The organism is Arenimonas maotaiensis (genome assembly GCF_014638745.1).
Taxonomy (GTDB): domain Bacteria; phylum Pseudomonadota; class Gammaproteobacteria; order Xanthomonadales; family Xanthomonadaceae; genus Arenimonas; species Arenimonas maotaiensis.
On record NZ_BMFO01000002.1, the window covers coordinates 409,334 to 430,761 of the forward strand.

A 21,428-nucleotide genomic window follows, 5' to 3' on the forward strand; every position below is an offset into this window, starting at 1 on the left:
TAAATAAACCAATCCTTTTGGAGAATTTCAATGCAAAACAACCTGAAAGCCGCCGTCCTGGCCGCGCTTCTGTTGGCTCCGGCCGCCGCCTTCGCGCAAGACGCCGAATCGAACTTCAGCTGGAACGCCGGCGTTGCCTCCGACTACGTGTTCCGCGGCATCTCGCAATCCAACCGTGACATCGCCTTCCAAGCCGGCGTTGACTACGCTTTCGGCGACAGCGGCTTCTATGCCGGCGCCTGGGGTTCCAACGTCGACTTCCAAGACACCACCGGTCCGAAGGGTGAGGTCGACCTGTATGTCGGCTACAACACCGACATCACCGACAACGTCAACTTCGACGTGATGCTGACCCGTTACACCTATCACGGTTCGGACGCCGGTTACGGCAACATCGACTACAACGAACTGATCACCAAGGTCGGTCTGAAGGACGTCGGCACCCTGACCGTCGGCTACACCAACGACTACTCGAACAGCGGCGAAAACGTCACCTATGTGAACCTGGGCAACAGCTGGGATCTGGGCGGCGAATACACCCTGAACGCCGGCTTCGGCCGCACCTTCTCCGACTTCGGCGACTACAACGACTGGAACGTCGGCGTGAGCAAGTCGTTCAAGGGCATCGAGTTCGGCCTGAACTACTACGACACCAACCTCGAAGGCCCGCGCGCGGCCGACGCCGTGGTGCTGAGCATGACCATCGGCGGCTAATCCCCGGCGATGCGGTAATTAAAAAGGGGCGCCTCGGCGCCCCTTTTTCATGCCCGCGATCCGCTTCCGGCGGAATCACCAGCTGCACACCACCTTGCCGCAGACGCCGGCTTCCATCAGGTCGAAGCCTTTCTGGAAGTCATCGATGTGGACCTGGTGGGTCAGTACCTTGTGCAGCGGGAAGCCGGTCAGTACCATCTGGGTCATCTTGTACCAGGTCTCGTACATCTTGCGGCCGTAGATGCCTTGTACGGTCAGGCCCTTGAAGATGATGCGGTCCCAATCCACGCCGGCGCCCTTGGGCAGGATGCCGAGCAGGGCGACCCTGCCGCCGTGGTACATGCAGTCGAGCATGTCGTTGAAGGCCTGCGGCACGCCGCTCATCTCCAGGCCGACGTCGAAGCCCTCCATGTGCAGTTCGGCCATCACGTCCTTCAGGCTCTGCTTGGAGACGTTGACCACCCGGGTCGCGCCCATGTCGGCGGCCAGCTTCAGCCGGTAGTCGTTGACGTCGGTGACCACCACGTTGCGGGCTCCGACATGCTTGCAGATGCCGGCGGCGATGATGCCGATCGGGCCGGCGCCGGTGATCAGCACGTCCTCGCCGATGACGTCGAACTCCAGCGCGCAATGCGCGGCGTTGCCGTAGGGGTCGAAGAACGCGGCCAGCTCGCTCGGGATCTGGTCGGGGATCGGCCACAGGTTCGAGGCCGGCATCACGATGTATTCGGCGAAGGCGCCATGCCGGTTGACGCCGATGCCGACCGTGTTCGGGCAGAGGTGCTGGCGGCCGCCGCGGCAGTTGCGGCAGTGGCCGCAGACGATGTGGCCTTCGGCCGAGACCCGGTCGCCGATGGCGTAGCCGGTCACGCCCGGGCCCAGCTCGGCGATGCGGCCGACGAATTCATGGCCGATCACCAGTCCCGGGGTGATGGTGCGTTGGCTCCACTCGTCCCACTTGTAGATGTGCAGGTCGGTACCGCAAATCGCGGTCTTCTCCAGCTTGATCAGGACTTCGTTCGGGCCCGGGCTGGGCACGGGCACCTGCTCCATCCAGATTCCCTTCTCGGGGTGGCGTTTGACGAGGGCTTTCATCATGGCGGTCATAGGGGGACTCCCGTTGCAAGGCCGCCATTATACGCATAGGCGACCACCGGGACGCGGATTTCGGTCATAATCGGGGTTTGTCCCCGTCGTCCGGAGTTCCTGGTATGCGTTTGAAAATGCTGTCTTTATTATTGGCTTTCGGTGCCGTCGCGCAGGCGGACGAGGGCATGTGGGTGCCGCAACAGCTCGGCGAGATCGCCGGCCCGCTGAAGCGCGCCGGCTTGGCGCTGGATCCGGCCGACTTCGCCGACCTGACCGGCAAGCCTCTGGGCGCCGTGGTCTCGCTCGGCGGCTGCACCGCCTCGTTCATCTCCCCGAACGGCCTGGTGGCCACCAACCACCACTGCGCCTACGGCGGCATCCAGCTCAACTCCACGCCGCAGAACAACCTGATCGCCGACGGCTTCATCGCCGCCTCGCCGGAACAGGAGCTCAACGCCGGTCCGAACTCGCGCATCTACGTGATGGATTCGATCACCGACGTCACCGATGCCGTGAACCGGGCCGTGCCGGCCAAGGCCGACGGCCTGCAGCGCCAGCAAGCCATCGAAAACGCCACCAAGGCGCTGGTGGCGTCCTGCGAAAGCGAGCCGGGCTACCGCTGCTCGATGTACAGCTTTTTCGGCGGCGTGCAGTACCGCCTGTTCAAGCAGATGGAAATCAAGGACGTGCGCCTGGTCTACGCACCGCCCGGCAGCATTGGCAACTACGGCGGCGAAGTCGACAACTGGATGTGGCCGCGCCACACCGGCGACTTCACCCTGATCCGCGCCTACGTCGGCAAGGACGGCAAGCCGGCCGCCTACTCCAAGAACAACGTGCCCTACCGCAACGCACGCTGGCTGAAGGTCGCGCGCGATCCGCTGGCCGAAGGCGATTTCGTGATGGTCGCCGGTTATCCGGGCCGCACCAACCGCTACGCACTGGCCGACGAGTTCGACAACACCGAGAACTGGGCCTATCCGTTCATCAGCGGCCACTACAAAGCCGTGCGCGACCTGGTGCACGCCGCCGGCAAGGCCGACAAGGACATCGACATCAAATACGCCAGCACCGTACGTAGCTGGGAGAACGTGCTGAAGAACTACGACGGCCAGCTGCTCGGCTTCCGCAAGAGCGGCGCCGCGGCGCTGAAGCGCGCCGAGGAAAAGGCCGTGCTGGCTTGGTTGGCCAAGCAGGGCAAGTCCGGCAAGCCGGCGCTGGCCGCACACCGCCAGCTGGTCGCCCTGCACATGCAGGACCGCAAGACGCAGGTGCGCGACAGCCTCGTCGGCAGCATCGCCAACCTCGGCCTGTTGGGCAACGCCCGCAGCCTGTACCGCCTGTCGGTGGAACGCACCAAGCCCAACGCCGAGCGCGCGCCGGGCTATCAGGACCGCGACCTGCCGCGCTTCGAGGGTGCCATGCGCGAACTGCAGAACCGTTTCCATCCGGCCATGGAGCGCCAGCTGATGCAGTACTGGTTGACTCAGTACATCGCCCTGCCGGCCGATAGCCGCAACGCCGCGCTGGACGCCTGGCTCGGCGGCAATGACGCCGCCGCCGTCGAGCGCGCCTTGGATGGCCTGTACGCCGGCACCAGCTACGGCCGCCTGGAAGAGCGCGAGAAATGGCTGAAGGCCGACAGGGCGGCGTTCGAGGCCAGTAGCGACAGCGTCATCCGCCTGGCGGTCGCGCTTTACCCCGAGCTGCTGGCGGTGGAGAACACCGGCAAGGCCCGCGCCGGCGAATACGCCCGTTACCGCCCGGTGTTCATGCAGGCGGTGATGGACTACAAACGCGCCCGCGGCCAAGGCGTGTATCCGGACGCCAACGGCAGCCTGCGCCTGACCTACGGCAACGTAACTGGCTATACGCCGCAGGACGGCGCGCGCTACGTGCCGTTCACCACCGCCGAGGGCATGGCCGCCAAGGCCACCGGCGTCGAGCCGTTCGACGCCCCGCGCCGCGCGCTGGATTTGGTCGCCGCCAAGGATTACGGCCCGTACGCCGATGCCAAACTCGGCAGTCTGCCGGTCAACTTCCTGTCGAACCTCGACATCACCGGTGGCAACTCCGGTTCGCCGGTGATGAACGGCAAGGGCGAACTGGTCGGTCTGGCCTTCGACGGCAACTGGGAGTCGGTCAGCTCGAACTGGGTCTACGACGGCAGCCTGAACCGCATGATCTCGGTCGATGCCCGCTATATGCTCTGGGTCATCGACAAGGCCTTCCCGGCTCCGAACGTGCTGGCGGAAATCGAAGCCGCCAGGCAATAACACGGAAAGCCGGCGCAAGCCGGCTTTTTGTTAGTATGGAAACGCAACCACACGGGGAGACGCGATGAAAGTCAGCCTATTCGGCGCCGCCGGCGCGGTCACCGGTTCCTGCCATCTGGTCGAGGCCTGCGGCAAGCGCATCCTGCTCGATTGCGGCATGATCCAGGGCAGCCGGATCGAGGAGGCCAAGAACGCCTTGCCGTTCGATTTCGACGTCAAGCGCATCGACGCCGTGGTGCTGAGCCACGCCCACATCGACCACTGCGGCCGCCTGCCGGTGCTGATGCAATACGGCTTCCATGGGCCGATCTACACCCAGCGCGCGACCGCCGACCTGTTGCCGGTGATGCTGGAGGACGCGGCCTCGCTGGCCGAGATGGACGCCGAACGCCGCAACCGCTTCCACAAGGACGGCCACAGCCACCACAAGCCGCTGTTCACCCGCCACGACGTCGGCCAGGTGGTGCGGCAGCTCGAGCGTCTCGACTACCGCCGGCCGATCGAACTGTTCCCCGGCATCACCGTCACCTTGCAGGACGCCGGCCACATCCTCGGTTCGGCCAGCGTGCGGGTGCAGGCGGTCGAGGACGGCGTGACCAGGACGCTGGTGTTCTCCGGCGACCTCGGCCCACGCAACACGCCGATCCTCAACGATCCCGATCCGTATGACGCCGCCGATCTGGTGCTGTTGGAATCGACCTACGGCGGCCGCCTGCACCGCGACCGCGCCGCCACCCTGGAGGAGATCGGCCAGATCTTCGAGACCGCCTGGAAAGGCGGCGGCAACATCCTGATTCCGGCCTTCGCCGTCGGCCGCAGCCAAGAGCTGCTGTACTGGTTCGCCAAGCACTTCGACGACTGGGGGCTCGGCAAATGGCGCATCTTCATGGACAGCCCGATGGCGTCCAAGGTCATCGAGGTCTACGACCGGCACGAGGAACTGTTCGACGCCGACGCCAAAGCCATGTTCCACGGCCGGCCGCATCCGTTCCGGCTGCCGAACCTGAAGTACACCACCGACGTCGAGGATTCCAAGGCCATCAACGAGCACAAGGGCGGCTGCATCATCATCGCCGGATCCGGTATGTGCAACGGCGGCCGCATCCGCCACCACCTGCGGCATAACCTCGGCAGCGCCAGGAACCACGTGCTGTTCGTCGGCTATCAATCGGCCGGTACGCTCGGCCGCCTGCTGGTCGACGGCATCGACTCGATCAAGCTGTTCGGCGAGGAGATCCGCATCAAGGCGCACCGGCACACCATAGGCGGTCTGTCCGCGCATACCGACCAATCCGGCCTGCTCGACTGGTTCGGCGCCTACGACCGGCATCCGCGCGTCGCGCTGGTGCACGGCGAGGACGATGCCCGCAAGGCGTTGGCGCTGGCGTTGAAGACCCGCTTCGACGTCGATGCGCAGATTCCCGCCTACGGCGACACGCTGACGATCTGATCCACTGCGAGGACCTCCGACATGTATGACCCGATCCATGCACTGATCCACGCCCATCCGAAATTCCAAGAGCTGGTGCGCAAGCGCGAGCGCCTGGCATGGATCCTGTCGGGACTGATGTTGGCGCTGTACCTCGCCTTTATCCTCTTGATTGCGTTCCGTCCGGATTGGTTGGGTGCCCGCATCCGTCCGGGCGCCCCGACGACCTGGGGCATTCCGGCCGGCATCGGTCTGATCGTGTCCGCCTTCGTGTTGACCGGCATCTACGTGCGCCGGGCCAACGGCGAGTTCGACCGGCTGACCCGCGAACTGCTCGAGGATGTGACGCGATGAGCGCATCGCGGATCGGCATCGGCCTGGCCGCCCTGTTGGCCGCAGGCCCGGCCATGGCCGCCGGTGCCTTGGATGGTGAGGTGCAGAAGCAGGGCACCAACGTCACCGCCATCGCGATGTTCCTGGCCTTCGTGGTCGCCACCCTCGCCATCACCTATTGGGCGGCGCGGCGCAACACCTCGGTGGCCAACCACTATGCCGCCGGCGGCCGCATCACCGGTTTCCAGAACGGGTTGGCGATCGCCGGCGACTATATGTCGGCGGCGTCCTTTCTCGGCATCTCGGCGCTGGTGTTCGGCTCCGGCTACGACGGACTGATCTACTCGATCGGCTTTCTGGTCGGCTGGCCGATCATCCTGTTCCTGATGGCCGAACGCCTGCGCAACCTCGGACGCTACACGTTCGCCGACGTCGCCTCGTTCCGTTTGAAGCAGATGGAGATCCGCAGCCTGTCGGCCTGCGGCACCCTGGCCGTGGTGGCCCTGTACCTGATCGCGCAGATGGTCGGCGCCGGCAAGCTGATCCAGCTGCTGTTCGGCCTGGACTACGCCACCGCCGTGGTGCTGGTCGGCATCCTGATGGTGCTGTACGTGCTGTTCGGCGGCATGCTGGCTACCACCTGGGTGCAGATCATCAAGGCGGTGCTGCTGCTGTCCGGCGCCAGCTTCATGGCGTTCATGGTGATGAAGCACGTCGGCTTCGACGCCGACCGCCTGTTCGCCGAAGCCATCGCCGTGCATCCCAAGGGCGCGGCCATCATGAGTCCGGGCGGCTTGGTCAAGGATCCGGTCTCGGCCATCTCGCTCGGTTTGGCCCTGATGTTCGGCACCGCCGGCCTGCCGCACATCCTGATGCGCTTCTTCACCGTCGGCGACGCCAAGGCCGCGCGCAAGAGCGTGTTCTACGCCACCGGATTCATCGGCTATTTCTACATCCTCACCTTCATCATCGGTTTCGGCGCCATCCTGCTGGTCAGCACCGATCCGGCGTTCAAGGACGCCGCCGGCGAGCTGCTCGGCGGCAACAACATGGCGGCCGTGCATCTGGCCGATGCGGTCGGCGGCGACCTGTTCCTCGGCTTCATCTCGGCGGTGGCTTTCGCCACCATCCTGGCGGTGGTCGCGGGGTTGACGCTATCGGGCGCTTCGGCGGTCTCGCACGATTTGTACGCCAGCGTGTTCAAGCAGGGCCGGGCCGACGAACGCGCCGAGCTGCGGGTGTCCAAGCTCACCACCTTGGCGCTCGGCGTGGTCGCCATCGTGCTCGGCATCCTGTTCGAGAAGCAGAACATCGCGTTCATGGTCGGTCTGGCGTTCTCCATCGCCGCCAGCTGCAACTTCCCGGTGCTGTTCCTGAGCATGTACTGGAGCCGCCTGACCACGCGCGGGGCGCTGGTCGGCGGCGCGCTGGGCCTGGTCACCGCCGTGACGTTGATGGTGCTGGGGCCGACGGTCTGGGTGCAGGTGCTGGGCCATGCCGAGCCGCTGTTTCCCTACGAATATCCTGCGCTGTTCTCGATGGCGGCGGCGTTCGCCGGCATCTGGCTGTTTTCGGTCACCGACCGTTCGGCCGGCGCCGACATGGAGCGGGCCCGCTTCCTGTCGCAGTTCATCCGCTCGCAGACCGGGCACGGCGCCAGTGGTGCCGTCGATCACTGAGCGATCAGGAAGCCGGCCACCACGTTGCGGCCTTCCTGGGCCAGGATGTTGAAGGTGCGGGCGGCGGCGGCGTTGTTCATGGTTTCGAAGCCGATGCCGCGTTGCAGGAAGAAGGCCAGCTGCTTCGGGGCCGGGAACGCCTGCACGTCGCCGGTGCCGAGGATGAACAGCGCCGGTTGCAGATCCAGTACGCGCTGCCAGTGCGCGTCATCGGCCGCCGTCAGCGTGTCCAGGGTCCAATCTTCCACCAACTCGTGGGGAGTCAACAGGAAGCTGGCGCGCAGTTCGCGCTCGTTGACCAACACGCCGCCGGCGCTGACGCCGCGGCACAGGTAACGGAAATCCGGCAGTTCCTGGGTGATCTGCATCAGGCTTTCGGCAGGATGATCAGCGGTTTGTCCTTGCTGCGCCGGTAGACGATGGCGATGTTGCCGATGCGGCCGACCAGGGCCGCGCCCGAGCCGGCCACCAGCGTGTCGATCCAGGCGTCGCGGGTCTCGCGGTCGTCGGCGGCGAACTTCACCTTCAGCAATTCGTGGCGCTCCAAGGCGAGGTCCAGTTCGGCCAGCAACGGTTCGCCCGGGCCTTTGGCGCCGACCAGGATCACCGGTTTCAGGTCATGGGCCAGACCGCGCAGGTAGCGTTTCTGGGGATTGGTAAGGGGTGCGGTCATGACCTTCAGCCTGGGATTTACGGGGGATAAAAGGGTATCATGAACCCCAGTCCACGCCCACTCCAGCCGCCCCGCATGGCCACCCGCAGCAAAAGCAGCCAACGCTGGCTGAAAGAGCATTTCTCCGACCCCTTCGTGAAGAAGGCCCAGGCCGAGGGCCTGCGCTCGCGCGCGGCCTACAAACTCGAGGAGCTGCTCGAGCGCGACCGCCTGATCAAGCCCGGCATGACCATCGTCGACCTCGGCGCCGCGCCCGGCGGCTGGTCGCAGATGGCGCGCAAGGTGATGGGCGACAGGGGTCGGGTGATCGCCCTCGACATCCTCGACATGCCGCCCATCGCCGGGGTCGAATTCATTCACGGCGACTTCAGGGAGGAATCGGTACTGTCGGATCTGGAACGGCTGGTCGGCGACAAGCCGGTCGACCTTGTTTTATCGGACATGGCCCCCAATATGTCCGGTGTGGGCACGGTGGATCAGGCCCGGGCGATGTACCTGTCCGAGCTGGCCCGGGATTTCGCCGAAGCCCATCTGAGGAAGGGCGGTGATTTCCTGATCAAGCTGTTCCAGGGCGAGGGTTTCGACGCGTACGTCAAGGACCTGCGTCCGCGCTATCAGAAGCTCACCATCCGCAAACCGGCCGCCTCACGGCGCCGTTCGAACGAGGTTTACGCGTTGGCCGCCGGCAAGCGCTGAGGAAAAACATGAACGATCTGGTCAAGAACATCGTCGTATTCGTGGTCGTCGGCTTCCTGCTGATGGCCGTGATGAATACTTTCGCCCCCGATTTCGGCAAGACCACCCAGGAAGTGGCGTATTCCAAGTTCCTGGATGAAGTCGACGCCGGCGCGGTGACCAAGGTCGAGTTCTCCGACGACAGCTCCGCCGCCCGCACCGAGCTCAAGTACACGCGCGGCGACGGCAGCGTCGGCCAGACCTGGGGCCCGTACGACCGCGATCTGGTCAACGTGCTGGTCAAGCGCAAGGTCGAGATCGTGCAGGCCAAGCCGCCGGCGGGTCCGCCGTTCTGGGCCATCGTGCTCAACATCCTGCCGTATCTGCTGTTCTTCGGCATCGCGTTCTATTTCATCAAGCAGATGCAGCAAGGCGGCGGCAAGGGCGCCATGAGCTTCGGCCGTTCGCGCGCCAAGATGCAGGGCGAGAATGACGTCAAGGTCACCTTCGCCGACGTCGCGGGTTGTGACGAAGCCAAGGAGGAGGTCGGCGAGCTGGTCGAGTTCCTGCGCGATCCGTCCAAGTTCCAGAAGCTCGGCGGCCGAATCCCGCGCGGCATCCTGATGGTCGGCAATCCCGGCACCGGCAAGACCCTGCTGGCGCGCGCCATCGCCGGCGAGGCCAAGGTACCGTTCTTCTCCATCTCCGGTTCCGATTTCGTCGAGATGTTCGTCGGCGTCGGCGCCTCGCGCGTGCGCGACATGTTCGACACCGCCAAGAAGCACGCGCCGTGCATCATCTTCATCGACGAGATCGACGCCGTCGGCCGCCACCGCGGCGCCGGCTTGGGCGGCGGCCATGACGAACGCGAGCAGACGCTGAACCAGCTGCTGGTCGAGATGGACGGCTTCGAGGGCGGCGAGGGCGTGATCGTGATCGCCGCCACCAACCGCCCGGACGTGCTCGACCCGGCCCTGCTGCGCCCGGGCCGTTTCGACCGCCAGGTGGTGGTCGGCCTGCCGGACGTGAAGGGCCGCGAACAGATCCTGAAAGTGCACATGCGCAAGGTGCCGCTGGACGCCGACGTCGATGCGATGACCATCGCCCGCGGCACGCCCGGCTTTTCCGGCGCCGATTTGGCCAATCTGGTCAACGAGGCGGCGCTGTTCGCCGCGCGCGAGAACGCCAAGGAAGTGCGCATGGAGCACTTCGACAAGGCCCGCGACAAGATCCTGATGGGCGCCGAACGCCGCTCGATGGCGATGAGCGAGGACGAGAAGCGGCTGACCGCCTACCACGAGGCCGGCCATGCCATCGTCGGCCGCATGGTGCCGGAGCACGATCCGGTCTACAAGGTCACCATCATCCCGCGCGGCCGCGCGCTGGGCGTCACCATGTACCTGCCGGAAGGCGACAAGTACAGCTACAACAAGGTCGCCATCGAATCGCAGCTGTGTTCGCTGTACGGCGGCCGCGTCGCCGAGGAGCTGATCTTCGGGCCAGACAAGGTTACCACCGGCGCCTCCAACGACATCGAACGCGCCACCAAGATGGCGCGCAGCATGGTCACCAAGTGGGGCCTGTCGGACGAACTCGGCCCGATCGCCTACGCCGAAGACGAGGGCGAGGTGTTCCTCGGCCGCTCGGTGTCGCAGACCAAGCACGTCTCCGATGACACCGCGCGCAAGATCGACGAAGTGGTGCGCGGCATCCTCGACCGCGCTTACGCCCGCACCACGCAAATCCTTCAGGACAACATCGACAAACTGCACGTGATGGCCGAGGCCCTGCTGACCTATGAAACCATCGATGTCAGCCAGATCGACGCGGTGATGGAAGGCCGGGTGCCTGGCCCGCCGTTGGATTGGGCCAAGTCCGGCAAAGTCAGCAAGGATGACAAGCCCGGCACCGGCCCCGATCCGATCGGCGGTCCGGCGCCGCAGATCTGAGGCCCCGCTGCCGTTACGAAAAAAGCCGGAGCACGCTCCGGCTTTTTTCATGGGTTACCATGAAGCCGCGACAACCACCGGAGTCCGCCATGTTCGATACCGTTCCCACCCTGCAATGCGGCGCGCGCGCGCTCCGGCTCGACCGGCCGCGCATCATGGCCATCGTCAACGTCACGCCCGATTCGTTCTCCGACGGCGGCCGCCACGATACCGCCGCGCTGGCCATCGCGCACGCATTGCGTCTGGTCGAGCAGGGCGCCGATATGCTCGACATCGGCGGCGAATCGACCCGTCAGGGTGCCGAGCCCGTCCCGCTGCAGGAAGAGCTGGACCGCGTGCTTCCGGTCATCGAGGCCCTGGCGCAGCGGGTCGAGGTGCCGATCAGCATCGATACCTTCAAACCGGAGGTGATGCGCGCCGCGGTCGCCGCCGGCGCCGGCTTCATCAACGACGTGCACGCCCTGCGCCGCGAGGGCGCGCTGGAAGCGGCCGCCGGGCTCGGTGTGCCAATCTGCCTGATGCATATGTCCGGCGACCCGCAGACCATGCAGCGGGATGTGCGCTACGACGACGTGCTGGCCGAGGTGCACCGCTTCCTGGCCGAGCGCCTGTTCGCCTGCGAGATGGCCGGCATCGCCAAGAAGAACCTGGTGGTCGATCCGGGCTTCGGCTTCGGCAAGCACCTGGAGCACAATCTGGCGCTGCTGGCGAACCTCGAGCGATTCGGAAGCTTGGGCGTGCCGGTGTTGGCCGGGGTGTCGCGCAAATCGATGATCGGCCAGATTACCGGCCGCGACGTCGGCGGGCGCGTGGCCGGTTCGGCCGCGGCCGCCTTGCTGGCGGCGCAGAACGGCGCGGCCATCATCCGCGTGCATGACGTGGCCGAAACCTGCGATGCGCTGGCGGTGCTAACGGCTGTGCAGGGTGCCCGGCGCCACGAAGCCAAGGCGGCCGCGCCGGTCATCCGCTGGCCGGATGAGGACTGAGCCTTTGCTCTATAATCGGGTCTTCCCCCCGCAGAGCGAACGCCCATGAGCTGGTCTCCCCTGTACGTCACCTTCGCCGTCTACATCCTGCTGATGGTCGGCATCGGCTTTGTGGCCTGGCGCTCGATCAACAGCCTGGACGACTACATCCTCGGCGGCCGCAACCTCGGCAGCGTGGTCACCGCGCTGTCGGCCGGCGCTTCCGACATGAGCGGCTGGTTGCTGCTCGGCCTGCCGGGCGCGCTGTATCTGGGCGGGGTGTCCGAATCCTGGATCGCCATCGGCCTGATCGTCGGCGCCTGGTGCAACTGGAAGTACGTGGCGGCGCCGCTGCGCGTGTACACCGAGCGCAGCAACAACGCGCTGACCCTGCCGGATTATTTCAGCCACCGTTTCGAGGACCGTTCCCGGCTGCTGCGCATCCTGTCGGCGGTGATCATCCTGGTGTTCTTCGCCATCTATTCGGCCTCCGGCATCGTGGCCGGCGCGCGCCTGTTCGAGTCGGTGTTCCATGTGCCGTACGCGCAGGCGCTGTGGATCGGCGCCGGCGCCACCATCCTGTACACCCTGGTCGGCGGTTTCCTGGCCGTGAGCTGGACCGACACCGTGCAGGCCACCCTGATGATCTTCGCCCTGATCCTGACGCCGGTGATGGTCATCCTGGCGGTCGGCGGCGTCGAGCCGAGCATGGCGCTGATCGCGCAGACCGATCCGGCGCATCTTGATTTCTTCAAGGGCACCACGCTGGTCGGCATCGTTTCGCTGCTGGCCTGGGGCCTGGGCTACTTCGGCCAGCCGCACATCCTGGCGCGCTTCATGGCCGCCGAGTCGGCCAAGTCGATCCGCAACGCCCGCCGCATCGGCATGACCTGGATGGTGCTGTGCCTGCTGGGCGCGATGGCGGTCGGCTTCTTCGGCATCGCCTATTTCGCGCAGCATCCGGAGCAGGCCGCACCGGTCAGCGCCAACAACGAGCGCGTGTTCATCGAGCTGTCCGGCCTGCTGTTCAATCCGTGGATCGCGGGCATCCTGCTGTCGGCCATCCTCGCCGCCATCATGAGCACGCTCAGCTGCCAGCTGCTGGTCTGCTCCAGCGCCCTCACCGAGGACTTCTACAAAGGCTTCTTCCGCAAAAACGCCTCGCAGCGCGAGCTGGTCTGGGTCGGCCGCGCCGCGGTGCTCGCGGTCTCGGTGCTTGCCATCGTGTTGGCCGCCAATCCCGACAGCAAGGTGTTGGGATTGGTGTCGTACGCCTGGGCCGGTTTCGGCGCCGCATTCGGGCCGGTGGTGCTGTTCTCGCTCGGTTGGAAACGCATGACCCGCGACGGCGCCTTGGCCGGCATGCTGACCGGCGCGGTGACCGTGCTGGTCTGGAAACAGTTCGCCTGGTTCGGCCTGTACGAAATGGTGCCCGGTTTCCTGCTCGCCAGCGTGGCCATCGTCCTGGTCAGCCGGCTCGGCGCGCCGCCGTCCGCCGCCATGCAGGCCGGTTTCGACGCGGCCCGGGCGGAAATCGCGCAAAGCCGCTGATGGCCGAAGACGCTCGCCCGCCGGCGATCGCCGTCATGGGGCCGACGGCCTCGGGCAAGACCGCGTTCGCGGTCGAGTGGGCGCAACGGCTCGGCACCGAAATCGTCAGCGTCGATTCGGCGTTGGTCTACCGGCGGCTCGACATCGGTTCTGCCAAGCCGGACGCCGCCACGCTGGCCGTGGCGCCGCACCGGATGATCGACATCCGCGACCCGCACGAAACGTTTTCCGCCGCCGATTTCGCCGCCGAGGCCCTGCCGCACATGCAGGCGCTGTCGGCGGCCGGCAAGGTGCCGTTGCTGGTCGGCGGCACCGGCCTGTATTTCCGCGCACTGCTCGATGGCCTGTCCGATATGCCGGCGGCCGACCCGGCCGTGCGTGCGGCGCTGAACGCGCAGGCCGAGGTCGAGGGCTGGGCCGCGATGCACGCGCGCCTGCGCGAGGTCGACCCGGACAGCGCGGCGCGCATCCATCCGAACGACCCGCAGCGCATCCTGCGCGCGCTGGAGATCCACCGGGTGAGCGGCCGTAGTCGCAGCGACTGGCAGTCCGCGCCGCGCCGTTCGGTTTTTCCGTTCCGCATCCTGCCGGTGGTGCTGGCGCCGGCCGACCGCGCCGTGCTGCACGAGCGCATCGTGCGCCGCTTCGACCAGATGTTGGCGCAGGGCTTTCTCGACGAGATGCGCGGCCTGATGGCCGATCCGCGCCTGCATCCGGACCTTCCCGCGATGCGCGCCGTCGGCTACCGGCAGGCTTGGCAGCACTTGGCCGGCGCGACCGATTTCGACACCTTCCGCACGCAGGCCATCGCCGCCACGCGGCAGTTGGCTAAACGCCAGCTGACTTGGTTCCGCGGATCGCCGGATTCACGCTGGTTTGACCCACAGTCCGAAAAAGATGCGCTAGACTGTCATTTGCGGCGTTTCCTCGGCCGCGACTGAAAGCAACAATAAATAATCCTAAGAAAAACGGAGCGTCCCGTGACCAAATCGCAATCCCTGCAAGACCCCTTCCTGAACGCCCTGCGCCGCGAGCGCGTGCCGGTGTCCATCTTCCTGGTGAATGGCATCAAGTTGCAGGGCACCATCGAAAGCTTCGACCAATTCGTGGTACTGCTGCGCAACACCGTCAGCCAGATGGTCTACAAGCACGCCATCTCCACCGTGGTCCCGGCCCGCAACGTCCGCCTTGGTGGCCCGGCCGCGGATGAAAGCGCGGACGCCGGCGCCGACGAGTGACCGGCGCGGCGTCTTGAACTTCCGGGGCGCCGACCCCAAATCCAAGGGCAACGAGCAGGCATAAGGCCTCGGAGACAGCAATGGCGTGGAATCAACCCGGCAGCGGCAACAAGGAACCCTGGAAACGCAAAGGCTCCGGCAATCCGGTCGATGATTTCATGGCGCGCCTGAAGGACCAGCTCGGTCTCGGCGGCGGCAATGGCGGCGACCGGCCTTGGCTGAAGCCGGTGCTGGCGGTGCTGGCGGTGCTGGTGGTGTTCAACTGCTTCAAGCTCATCGACGAGCGCGAGCGCGGCGTGGTGCTGCGTTTCGGCAAGTTCGAGCGCCTGATGACACCGGGCGCCAACCTCAAGCTGCCCTGGCCGGTCGAGACCGTCACCGTGGTCGACGCCACAAAGGTCGAGACCCTGGAAGACACCGTCCGCGTGCTGACCAAGGACGAGAACATCGTCGACATCAAGCTCAACGCCCAGTACGTGATTTCCGATCCGCGTCTGTTCCTGTTCGGTTTCCGCGACGACGCGCTCGCCGCCGGCGGCATGCAGGGCACCGAGACCGTGCGCCAGGCCGCCGAAAGCGCGGTACGCGAGGTCATCGGCAACAACACCCTGGACACCGTGCTGTTCGACCGCGACCAGTTGATCGTGACCGCCAAGCAGCATCTGCAGGAATCGCTCGACCTGTACAAGACCGGCCTGCGCGTGACCCAGTTCAACCTGCCCGATGCGCGTCCGCCGGAAGAGGTCAAGAAGGCCTTCGACGAGGCCATCAGCGCCCGCGAGAAGAAGAACTCGATCGTCAACGAGGCCAAGGCCTACGCCAGCAAGATCGTGCCGGAGGCTCGCGGTACCGCCGCCCGCATCAAGGCCGAGGCCGAAGGCTACCGCCAGGCCAGCATCGCCAAGGCTATCGGTGATTCCGCCCGTTTCCGCCTGCTGGCCGACCAATACCGCAAAGCGCCGGAAGTGACCCGCAAGCGCCTGTACCTGGAAACCATGCAGGAAGTGACGTCGCGCAATCCGAAAGTGCTGGCCGGCGGCAAGAACAACATCCTGTACCTGCCGCTGGGCGGGCAGGTGCCGGCCGCCGACAATCCGGCGGTGCGTCCGCCGGCGCAGACGCTGGTTCCGGCGGCGCTGCCGCCGGCGAACGAACGTTCCGGCCGCGGTGACGTCCGCCAGGGCCGCGAGGGAGGCAACTGATGCGTAATCCGACCCCATTCCTGGCCGCCGGCGCGCTGGCCGTGCTGGCCCTGTTCGCCTCGGTGTACGTGGTCAACGAAAGCCAGACCGCCATCGTGCTCAACCTCGGCAAGGTGGTGCGCAACGACGTACCGCCAGGACTGCACTTCAAAGTGCCGTTCGTCGAGCAGGTGCGCAAGTTCGACCGCCGCCTGCTGACCCTGGACGACAACCCCGAACGCTACTTGACCGCCGAGAAGAAGGACGTCGAGGTCGACTTCTTCGTCAAGTGGAAGATCAAGGACGTCACCACCTATTACCGTGCCGCCGGCGGCGGCAACGAGGAGGCCGCGAAGCAGCGGCTGACCCCGATCGTGAAGAACGCCCTGCGCAACGACATCAACCAGCTGACCCTGCAACAGGTGGTGTCCAGCGGCCGCAACGAGCTGACCAAGCGCCTGCTCAAGCAGATCAACGCCGGCGCCGCCACGCTCGGCATCGAAGTGGTGGATGTGCGCATCAAGCGCATCAACTTCCCGCAGGACAGCCAGATCCTGGATTCGGTGTTCGACCGCATGAGCACCGAGCGCCAGCAGGTAGCCAACGCCCTGCGCGCCGAGGGCCAGGAGCTGGCCGAAAGCGTGCGCGCCGAAGCCGAGCGCGAGAGCCAGGTGATTTTGGCCGAAGCCCAGCGCGAGGCGCAGAAGGTACGCGGTGCCGGCGACAGCGAAGTGGCCCGGATTTCGGCCGCCGCCTACGGCCAAGACGCTGAATTCTATGCCTTCTACCGCAGTCTGGAGGCTTACAAGGCGTCTTTCGCCGACGGCAAGACCACCATGGTGCTGGATCCGGACTCGGAATACCTGAAGTACTTCGGCGGCGGCAAACGCTGACGCCACCCCCGTTTGCAAAGCGCGTATAATACGTAAAAGCCGGCGCATGTCGGCTTTTTCCGTGTCCGGGTACCGTCAAATTCAGGAGAACGTGTTATGGGTCAGTCCGTGGTCGTGCTTGGCGCGCAGTGGGGCGATGAAGGCAAGGGCAAGATCGTCGATCTGCTGACGCAGGACATCGGGGCCGTGGTCCGTTTCCAGGGCGGCCATAACGCCGGCCATACGCTGGTCATCGCCGGCAAGAAGACCGTGCTGCACCTTATCCCGTCCGGCATCCTGCGCGACGACGCGCTGTGCCTGATCGGCAACGGCGTGGTCCTGCACCCGGGCGCGCTGAAGAAGGAAATCGCCGAGCTCGAGGCCAACGGCGTCGACGTGCGTTCGCGGCTGAAGATCAGCCCGGCCACGCCGATCATCATGCCGTACCATATCGCCCTCGACCAGGCGCGCGAGAAGGCCGCCGGCGGCAAGGCCATCGGCACCACCGGCCGCGGCATCGGTCCGGCCTACGAGGACAAGGTCGCCCGCCGCGGCATCCGCGTCGCCGACCTGCGCTATCCGGCCGAGCTGGCCGAGAAGCTGCGCGCCGCGCTCGATTACCACAACTTCGTGCTGACCCAGTACCTGAAGGTCGACGCCATCGACTTCCAGCAGACGCTCGACGAGGCGCTGGCGTTCGGCGAATACATCGGCCCGATGGTGTCCGACGTGGCCGGCATCCTGCACGACCTGCGCAAGCACGGCAAGCGCGTGCTGTTCGAAGGCGCGCAGGGCTCGCTGCTCGACATCGACCACGGCACCTATCCGTACGTGACCTCCTCGAACACCACCGTCGGCGGCGCGTTGGCCGGCACCGGCGTCGGCGCCGACGCCATCGATTACGTGCTCGGCATCGCCAAGGCCTATGCCACCCGCGTCGGCGGCGGCCCGTTCCCGACCGAGCTCGACGACGACGTCGGGCAGGGCATCCGCGACCGCGGCCAGGAATACGGCGCCACCACCGGCCGCCCGCGCCGCTGCGGCTGGATGGACATCGTCGCGCTCAAGCGCGCGGTCGCCATCAACGGCATCACTGGCCTGTGCATCACCAAGCTCGACATCCTGGACGGCATGGAGAAACTGAAGATCTGCATCGCCTACCAATACCGCGGCAAGCAGACCGAATACGCGCCGCTGGACGCCGCCGGCTGGGACGAGTGCGAGCCGGTGTATCTGGAGTTTCCGGGCTGGAGCGAATCCACCGCCGGCATCACCGAATGGGACAAGCTGCCGCCGGCCGCGCGCGCCTATCTGCGCGCCTTGGAGGAGCTGGCCGGTTGCCCGCTGGCCATCGTTTCCACCGGCCCTGACCGCGACGACAACATCGTCCTGCGCGATCCGTTCGCCTGAACCGGGGGCGCCGCGCTTGAACGGAAAAACGGCCTGCGGGCCGTTTTTTCATGGATTGCCCCGCGTCGGGTCCTCGCGGCCGGGATCGGGGATGCGGTTGAACGCGATGCGCATCGGCGCGGCCGCGCTGCGCGCCGAGGCGTAGCCGATCTTCTGCGCGCCGAAACGCGCGTTGATGCGGTCGAGCACCGGATCCAATGGCGATGAGGCGTTCTGCCCGCCGGCGGCGAACAGGTCGTCGGTGGTGCCGATGCGTTCGCACAGATCCCACAGCACCACCGATACCGCCAAGGGCCGGCCATGCCGCGGCCGGTGCGCCAGCAGTTCGTCCAGATGGCCGAGCAGGGTGCGGGTGTCGTCGCAGTCGTTGCAGTACGCGATTTCCTTCCAGCTCGGCGCGTCCAGGTATTTGATCTTGGCCTGCAGGCGGCGCGCCACCAGCTTGCCATGGCGCATGCGCGCGGCCGCCTTCTGCAACAGCTTCTTCAACACCGTTTCGGCGCCGGCCCCATGCCGGAGTTCGGGCGGCAGCACATGCGAGTGGCTGATGCTCGAGGCGCCATGCGGCGCCGGTTCGGGCAGGTGTTCGCCGCGCAGACGGCGGTGGAAGCGGTCGCCCTCGACGCTGCCCCAGGCCTTGTGCAGCACCCGGATTGGTGCCGAGCACAGCTGCTCGACGCTACGGATGCCGAGCCGGTGCAGGCGCTTCTCCATCGCCGGGCCGATGCCGCACAGGTCGCGCAATTCCAGTCGGTGCAATGCCCAGGGCAGATCGGCGGCCTCCAGAACGACCAGACCGTCGGGTTTCTGCATGTCGGTGGCGGTCTTGGCCAGGAACGCGTTCGGTGCGATGCCGATCGAGGCCCTGATGGCCGGGAATTCCGCCGCCAGATCGGCCTTGAGCGCGCGCGCGATGGCGATTGCATGCGCCCGTTCACGTTCGCGGCCGAGCAGCTCGCAGGCCATTTCGTCGATCGAGCCCACATGCGCCACCGGAATATGGCGATTGATCAGTTCAAGCAGACGGTGATGGTAGCCTACATACACCGCCGGCCGTGCCGGCACCAGCCGGATGCCGGGGCATAGCCGCTTGGCGTCGCGCACCAAGGTGCCGGTCTTCACGCCGTACCGCTTCGCCTCGTAGCTGGCCGCGATGCAGCAGGTGCTGTCGGCCATCACCGGCACCACGCCCACCGGTTTGCCGCGCAGCGCCGGTTCGTCCTGCTGCTCGACCGAGGCGAAATACGAATTGAAGTCGATGAACAGGCTACGCAGTTCCATGCCGCCCTCCCGGTGCCGCGCGGGCGCCAGTCGCCCGTCATCCTGAAGTCTAGCCGGGCGGCTTCTCAGCGCCCGAGACGCTCAGTAACCCATACGGTCGATATGCGGCTGCAACGTGGCCATGTACGGCTCGAATTGCACACGGTAGTTCAGCCAGCGGTATTTCGAGCGTTGGTAAAGCGGTTCGGCGACCTGATGGTAGCTGTTGGTCTTGATTTGCTTCCGCTGTCCGACGGTGTCCCTGTGTTGCGACATCCCTTCCTGCCAAGGCAGTCCGAGGAAGGCGCAGGTCTCCCGTAGAACGCCGTCGGGATCGCCGACGAGCGACTCGTAACGGACCCGGTGCACGCGCAGACCGGGCAGGGCGCCTTCAGCCAACTGCCATAGGCGCATCACACGGTCGTAGGTCTCCACCGCGGACGGCATGCGGGTGAAGTGGATCATGGCTTCGTTGACCGCGTAATGCTGCATGAAATTGCTGAGCACCACGTCGCAGGGATGACGTTCCGCGAACAGGAATCTCGCATTCGGGAACAGGCGGTGGATGAACGGCGCGTGGATGGTGCGGATCGGCATCTTGTCGATGACCAGCGCGTGCTCCGGCGTGCGCAGGCCATCGATCTGGCTACGGTACAGCGCGCGCAGCCGCTCGCGTCCGGTCCGGTCCAGGGTCGACAGCGCATCCGGATAATGGCCGGGCAGCCGGTCGAGCGCGAACGCCACGCGCTCCATGGTCGGTTTTTCCTCGATGGACAATACCTGTCGATGGCCATCCAGCATCACGTCCAGCAACGTCGTGCCCGAGCGCGGGAAGCCGATCAGGAAGCAGAGGTCGTCGCCCAGGTCTTCGTCTTCGCCGCTGGCGGCGCAGGGTGCGCCCTTGGCCAGCCAGGCCTGCACGCGGTCCATCTGGGCTGGAAGCGCGGATTGATCGGTATTGCGTGCCCGTATGCTGGTCAGCGAAAGTTCGTTGCCCTTGGCATAGGCCTTGAACGCCTCGTCGTAGCGGCCGGTCCGGTCCGCCACCGTGCCGCACTCGTAATGATAGCTCTGCACGAGCCGCGGATTCATGCGGGCGGGATCGATTGCGCTCAGTATCCGCCAGGCGCCTTCATGGTCGCCGCGGCGTCGGTGCAACTTGGCGGATTCGAACAGGATTCCGGAATCCGACGGCGTCGACGCCAAGCCTTCCCTGACCGCCTCTTCCGCCGCGTACAGGTCGCTCAGCAGTTCCAGCGTCGAAATCAGCTCTGCGCGCAGGTCGGCATCCTGCGGCGCCAGCGTCAGCGCCTTGCGGTAATAGTCCACGGCGGCATGCGTTTCCTGCAGCTCGCGCAGCAGGCTTCCCATGTGGCGCAGGCTCCGCGGCTGCGAGGGGTCTGCGGCGATGGACCGTTCGAAAGCGGCCTTGGCCTCGTCGAACTCGCGCAGGATGTGGTGGCAGATGCCGAGATTCAGCAGGCCTTCGGCATGCGACGGATTGACGTCGAGCAGGGTGCGCAAGGTGCCGACGGCCGACATATTGTCGCCTTGTCCCATCTGCAGCAGGGCCAAGTTCAATAATGCCGATTGGTAGTCGGGCGCGATGGCGACGGCTTTCCGGTAGGCGGCTTCCGCCGCCTTGAAGTCGCGGCCCGCGCGCAGCACGTGGCCGAGGTTGTGCCAGGCTTGGCTGTAGCCCGGCGCGACCGCGACCGCGCGTTCGAACGCGCTTCTGGCTTCGCCGGCGGCACCGGCGTTGAACAGCGCGCGCCCCAGGTGGTTGAGCGCGAACGCGTTGTCCGGCTGCAGCGCGAGCGCCTTGCGTGCGATGGCCATGGCGCTGCGGGAGTCGCCGGCGAGCTGCGCCAGAGCGGCTTGGTCGATCAGGTCGTCGACGCTGCCGGATTTCGGCAGCGCCCGCATCAGGCCCGCCGCCTGGGCGTTCAGGCGTTCACCGACCAGGTGTTCGCGCAGCCAGTCGCCGAGATGGCGGTCGCCGCGGCGCGCCTCGGAGCAGGCCAAGGCCGTGGCGCCGTCGTAATCGCCCGCCGCCAGCATGGCGCGGGCCGTTTGCAGAACCGTATCGTCAGTCATCGTCGCTTTCCTCGCAGACGTCCATTCTAGCGGTTGC

The 21,428-nt window shown here is 66.1% G+C and carries 19 protein-coding genes; 14 read left to right on the forward strand and 5 right to left on the reverse strand.

All coding sequences use genetic code 11. The features are described 5' to 3' along the window. Positions 1-30 precede the first annotated feature (30 nt). Positions 31-714: a TorF family putative porin gene (locus tag IEV56_RS06000; protein WP_188448797.1), complete on the forward strand. Its 684-nt coding sequence runs from the start codon at positions 31-33 to the stop codon at positions 712-714. A 75-nt stretch (positions 715-789) separates the two neighbouring features. Here the strand turns inward: IEV56_RS06000 and tdh are convergent, their stop codons facing one another. Next, complete coding sequence (gene tdh, locus IEV56_RS06005) at positions 790-1,809, reverse strand: L-threonine 3-dehydrogenase (protein ID WP_188449361.1); 1,020 nt, start codon at positions 1,807-1,809, stop codon at positions 790-792. 179 nt (positions 1,810-1,988) lie between these two features. On the opposite strand from tdh, the gene IEV56_RS06010 reads away from it, so the two are divergent. From IEV56_RS06010 to IEV56_RS06025, 4 genes are all read left to right on the forward strand, one after another. Next, on the forward strand, positions 1,989-4,079 hold the full coding sequence (locus IEV56_RS06010; protein ID WP_188449363.1) for a S46 family peptidase: 2,091 nt from the start codon (positions 1,989-1,991) through the stop codon (positions 4,077-4,079). A 64-nt stretch (positions 4,080-4,143) separates the two neighbouring features. After that, the gene (locus IEV56_RS06015; RefSeq protein WP_188448799.1) at positions 4,144-5,529 is read left to right on the forward strand and encodes an MBL fold metallo-hydrolase; all 1,386 of its coding nucleotides are present in this window, start codon (positions 4,144-4,146) and stop codon (positions 5,527-5,529) included. Between the two features lie 21 nt (positions 5,530-5,550). Next, positions 5,551-5,862, forward strand: coding sequence for a DUF485 domain-containing protein (locus IEV56_RS06020; protein WP_188448801.1), 312 nt, complete (start codon positions 5,551-5,553; stop codon positions 5,860-5,862). Continuing rightward, positions 5,859-7,520, forward strand: a complete 1,662-nt coding sequence (locus IEV56_RS06025; protein WP_188448803.1) for a cation acetate symporter — start codon at positions 5,859-5,861, stop codon at positions 7,518-7,520. The genes IEV56_RS06020 and IEV56_RS06025 overlap by 4 nt, the downstream gene beginning before the upstream one ends. Here IEV56_RS06025 and IEV56_RS06030 read toward each other — a convergent pair. Together IEV56_RS06030 and yhbY are read right to left on the reverse strand one after the other, a co-directional pair. After that, positions 7,514-7,888, reverse strand: coding sequence for an Mth938-like domain-containing protein (locus IEV56_RS06030; protein ID WP_188448805.1), 375 nt, complete (start codon positions 7,886-7,888; stop codon positions 7,514-7,516). The two genes, IEV56_RS06025 and IEV56_RS06030, sit on opposite strands and share 7 nt — an antisense overlap. Then, positions 7,888-8,193, reverse strand: a complete 306-nt coding sequence (yhbY, locus tag IEV56_RS06035; RefSeq protein ID WP_188448807.1) for a ribosome assembly RNA-binding protein YhbY — start codon at positions 8,191-8,193, stop codon at positions 7,888-7,890. Before yhbY ends, IEV56_RS06030 begins: the two co-directional genes overlap by 1 nt. A 75-nt stretch (positions 8,194-8,268) precedes the next feature. Between yhbY and rlmE the strand changes: the two genes are divergently transcribed. From rlmE to IEV56_RS06080, 9 genes are all read left to right on the forward strand, one after another. Further along, positions 8,269-8,889, forward strand: coding sequence for a 23S rRNA (uridine(2552)-2'-O)-methyltransferase RlmE (rlmE, locus tag IEV56_RS06040; protein WP_188448809.1), 621 nt, complete (start codon positions 8,269-8,271; stop codon positions 8,887-8,889). 8 nt (positions 8,890-8,897) lie between these two features. Further along, a complete protein-coding gene (ftsH, locus tag IEV56_RS06045; protein WP_188448811.1) occupies positions 8,898-10,817 on the forward strand; it encodes an ATP-dependent zinc metalloprotease FtsH in 1,920 nt (639 codons plus the stop codon). Positions 10,818-10,906: 89 nt separating this feature from the next. Then, on the forward strand, positions 10,907-11,803 hold the full coding sequence (gene folP / locus IEV56_RS06050; RefSeq protein ID WP_188448813.1) for a dihydropteroate synthase: 897 nt from the start codon (positions 10,907-10,909) through the stop codon (positions 11,801-11,803). Between the two features lie 45 nt (positions 11,804-11,848). After that, a complete protein-coding gene (putP, locus tag IEV56_RS06055; RefSeq protein ID WP_188448815.1) occupies positions 11,849-13,333 on the forward strand; it encodes a sodium/proline symporter PutP in 1,485 nt (494 codons plus the stop codon). Beyond that, positions 13,333-14,274: a tRNA (adenosine(37)-N6)-dimethylallyltransferase MiaA gene (miaA, locus tag IEV56_RS06060; RefSeq protein ID WP_188448817.1), complete on the forward strand. Its 942-nt coding sequence runs from the start codon at positions 13,333-13,335 to the stop codon at positions 14,272-14,274. Before putP ends, miaA begins: the two co-directional genes overlap by 1 nt. Positions 14,275-14,313: 39 nt before the next feature. After that, positions 14,314-14,571, forward strand: a complete 258-nt coding sequence (gene hfq, locus IEV56_RS06065) for an RNA chaperone Hfq (RefSeq protein WP_188448819.1) — start codon at positions 14,314-14,316, stop codon at positions 14,569-14,571. Positions 14,572-14,651: 80 nt separating this feature from the next. Continuing rightward, positions 14,652-15,773, forward strand: a complete 1,122-nt coding sequence (hflK, locus tag IEV56_RS06070) for an FtsH protease activity modulator HflK (protein ID WP_188448821.1) — start codon at positions 14,652-14,654, stop codon at positions 15,771-15,773. Next, positions 15,773-16,645: a protease modulator HflC gene (gene hflC / locus IEV56_RS06075; protein WP_188448823.1), complete on the forward strand. Its 873-nt coding sequence runs from the start codon at positions 15,773-15,775 to the stop codon at positions 16,643-16,645. Before hflK ends, hflC begins: the two co-directional genes overlap by 1 nt. A gap of 96 nt (positions 16,646-16,741) precedes the next feature. After that, positions 16,742-18,034, forward strand: coding sequence for an adenylosuccinate synthase (locus IEV56_RS06080; RefSeq protein WP_188448825.1), 1,293 nt, complete (start codon positions 16,742-16,744; stop codon positions 18,032-18,034). 48 nt (positions 18,035-18,082) lie between these two features. Here the strand turns inward: IEV56_RS06080 and IEV56_RS06085 are convergent, their stop codons facing one another. Together IEV56_RS06085 and IEV56_RS06090 are read right to left on the reverse strand one after the other, a co-directional pair. Then, positions 18,083-19,315, reverse strand: a complete 1,233-nt coding sequence (locus IEV56_RS06085) for a DNA polymerase Y family protein (RefSeq protein WP_188448827.1) — start codon at positions 19,313-19,315, stop codon at positions 18,083-18,085. A gap of 81 nt (positions 19,316-19,396) precedes the next feature. Then, a complete protein-coding gene (locus tag IEV56_RS06090) occupies positions 19,397-21,391 on the reverse strand; it encodes a tetratricopeptide repeat-containing sulfotransferase family protein (protein ID WP_188448829.1) in 1,995 nt (664 codons plus the stop codon). Positions 21,392-21,428: the final 37 nt, after the last annotated feature.

Coding starts and splice junctions, on each gene's coding strand:
- hflK (WP_188448821.1), top strand. CDS start 14,652: ATGGCGTGGAATCAACCCGGCAGCGGCAACAAGGAACCCTGGAAACGC.
- IEV56_RS06000 (WP_188448797.1), top strand. CDS start 31: ATGCAAAACAACCTGAAAGCCGCCGTCCTGGCCGCGCTTCTGTTGGCT.
- IEV56_RS06010 (WP_188449363.1), top strand. CDS start 1,989: ATGTGGGTGCCGCAACAGCTCGGCGAGATCGCCGGCCCGCTGAAGCGC.
- IEV56_RS06090 (WP_188448829.1), bottom strand. CDS start 21,391: ATGACTGACGATACGGTTCTGCAAACGGCCCGCGCCATGCTGGCGGCG.
- folP (WP_188448813.1), top strand. CDS start 10,907: ATGTTCGATACCGTTCCCACCCTGCAATGCGGCGCGCGCGCGCTCCGG.
- tdh (WP_188449361.1), bottom strand. CDS start 1,809: ATGAAAGCCCTCGTCAAACGCCACCCCGAGAAGGGAATCTGGATGGAG.
- IEV56_RS06030 (WP_188448805.1), bottom strand. CDS start 7,888: ATGCAGATCACCCAGGAACTGCCGGATTTCCGTTACCTGTGCCGCGGC.
- putP (WP_188448815.1), top strand. CDS start 11,849: ATGAGCTGGTCTCCCCTGTACGTCACCTTCGCCGTCTACATCCTGCTG.
- IEV56_RS06080 (WP_188448825.1), top strand. CDS start 16,742: ATGGGTCAGTCCGTGGTCGTGCTTGGCGCGCAGTGGGGCGATGAAGGC.
- IEV56_RS06085 (WP_188448827.1), bottom strand. CDS start 19,315: ATGGAACTGCGTAGCCTGTTCATCGACTTCAATTCGTATTTCGCCTCG.
- ftsH (WP_188448811.1), top strand. CDS start 8,898: ATGAACGATCTGGTCAAGAACATCGTCGTATTCGTGGTCGTCGGCTTC.
- rlmE (WP_188448809.1), top strand. CDS start 8,269: ATGGCCACCCGCAGCAAAAGCAGCCAACGCTGGCTGAAAGAGCATTTC.
- IEV56_RS06025 (WP_188448803.1), top strand. CDS start 5,859: ATGAGCGCATCGCGGATCGGCATCGGCCTGGCCGCCCTGTTGGCCGCA.
- hflC (WP_188448823.1), top strand. CDS start 15,773: ATGCGTAATCCGACCCCATTCCTGGCCGCCGGCGCGCTGGCCGTGCTG.
- miaA (WP_188448817.1), top strand. CDS start 13,333: ATGGCCGAAGACGCTCGCCCGCCGGCGATCGCCGTCATGGGGCCGACG.
- IEV56_RS06020 (WP_188448801.1), top strand. CDS start 5,551: ATGTATGACCCGATCCATGCACTGATCCACGCCCATCCGAAATTCCAA.
- IEV56_RS06015 (WP_188448799.1), top strand. CDS start 4,144: ATGAAAGTCAGCCTATTCGGCGCCGCCGGCGCGGTCACCGGTTCCTGC.
- yhbY (WP_188448807.1), bottom strand. CDS start 8,193: ATGACCGCACCCCTTACCAATCCCCAGAAACGCTACCTGCGCGGTCTG.